At 39.2% G+C, this 874-nt stretch carries 1 protein-coding gene; it reads left to right on the top strand.

What is annotated here, in order from left to right:
* A partial coding sequence (locus DBX25_RS12210) for a Mu transposase domain-containing protein (RefSeq protein ID WP_420812951.1) occupies positions 1–840 on the top strand: 840 nt, incomplete at its 5' end.
* Positions 841–874: the final 34 nt, after the last annotated feature.

Raw genomic sequence — 874 nt, 5'->3', positions numbered from 1 at the left:
TTTAAAGCTGAGTTCTGTAATGTGCGATCTGGAAATGAAAAGGGTCGTGTTGAAGGAACCGTAGGTTATATAAGAAGAAACGCTTTGGTCCCTAAACCAGACGTTCAGTCATTAGAAGAATTAAATCAATACCTTAAAGAATGGTGTTTACAAGAGGCTGAAAAACGCAAAGTTCCTTATTCAAAGGAAACGGTATTAGAAATGTGGGAAAGAGAGAAATTACAACTTCACCCACTACCTGCCAACCGTTTTGAGGCTTGTAAATTGGTTTCGTGCCAAGTGAATAAAACATCGTTGATTACCATTGATACCAATCAATATTCCGTTCCATGTCGCTATGTCGGTCAGGCTGTATGGGCAAAAATTTTTGTGGATCATGTGATCATAGTGGCTCAAAACCAAGTGATCGCCTTACATTCTCGATCTTACGAAAGATATCAAATGGTGACTGTTCTGGATCACTATTTGGAAGCGTTATTAAAAAAGCCACGGGCCATTCGAGATGCCAGAGCCTTTCAGACAACTGATATTCCAGATGTCTTTAGACGTTTTCATAAGAAAATGCGGGAACAAGATGGAGCCACTGGAGATCGCAAATTTATTCGACTACTTCTTCTCCATCGAGAAATTGGAATGGAAAAGCTTACGCAAGCTCTCCAAGAGGCTGAACAAACACAGGTATTCCGTTATGAAGTGGTTCATGAAATCATTCAAAAGATCACCCATGCTTCTGTCGCTAATAACGACCTTTCAAACGAAAACATGCCTATCAGTCTATTAGATTACAAAGTGAAAAAGACAAATATATCACAGTATGGGCAGTTAACAGGAGGTCAATGAAATGACAACAGAAATATTAGTGGATCACTTAACC

The organism is Peribacillus acanthi (genome assembly GCF_003073175.1).
GTDB classification, from domain to species: Bacteria; Bacillota; Bacilli; order Bacillales; family DSM-1321; genus Bacillus_BN; species Bacillus_BN acanthi.
This window is presented reverse-complemented; position numbering and strand designations above follow the sequence as displayed.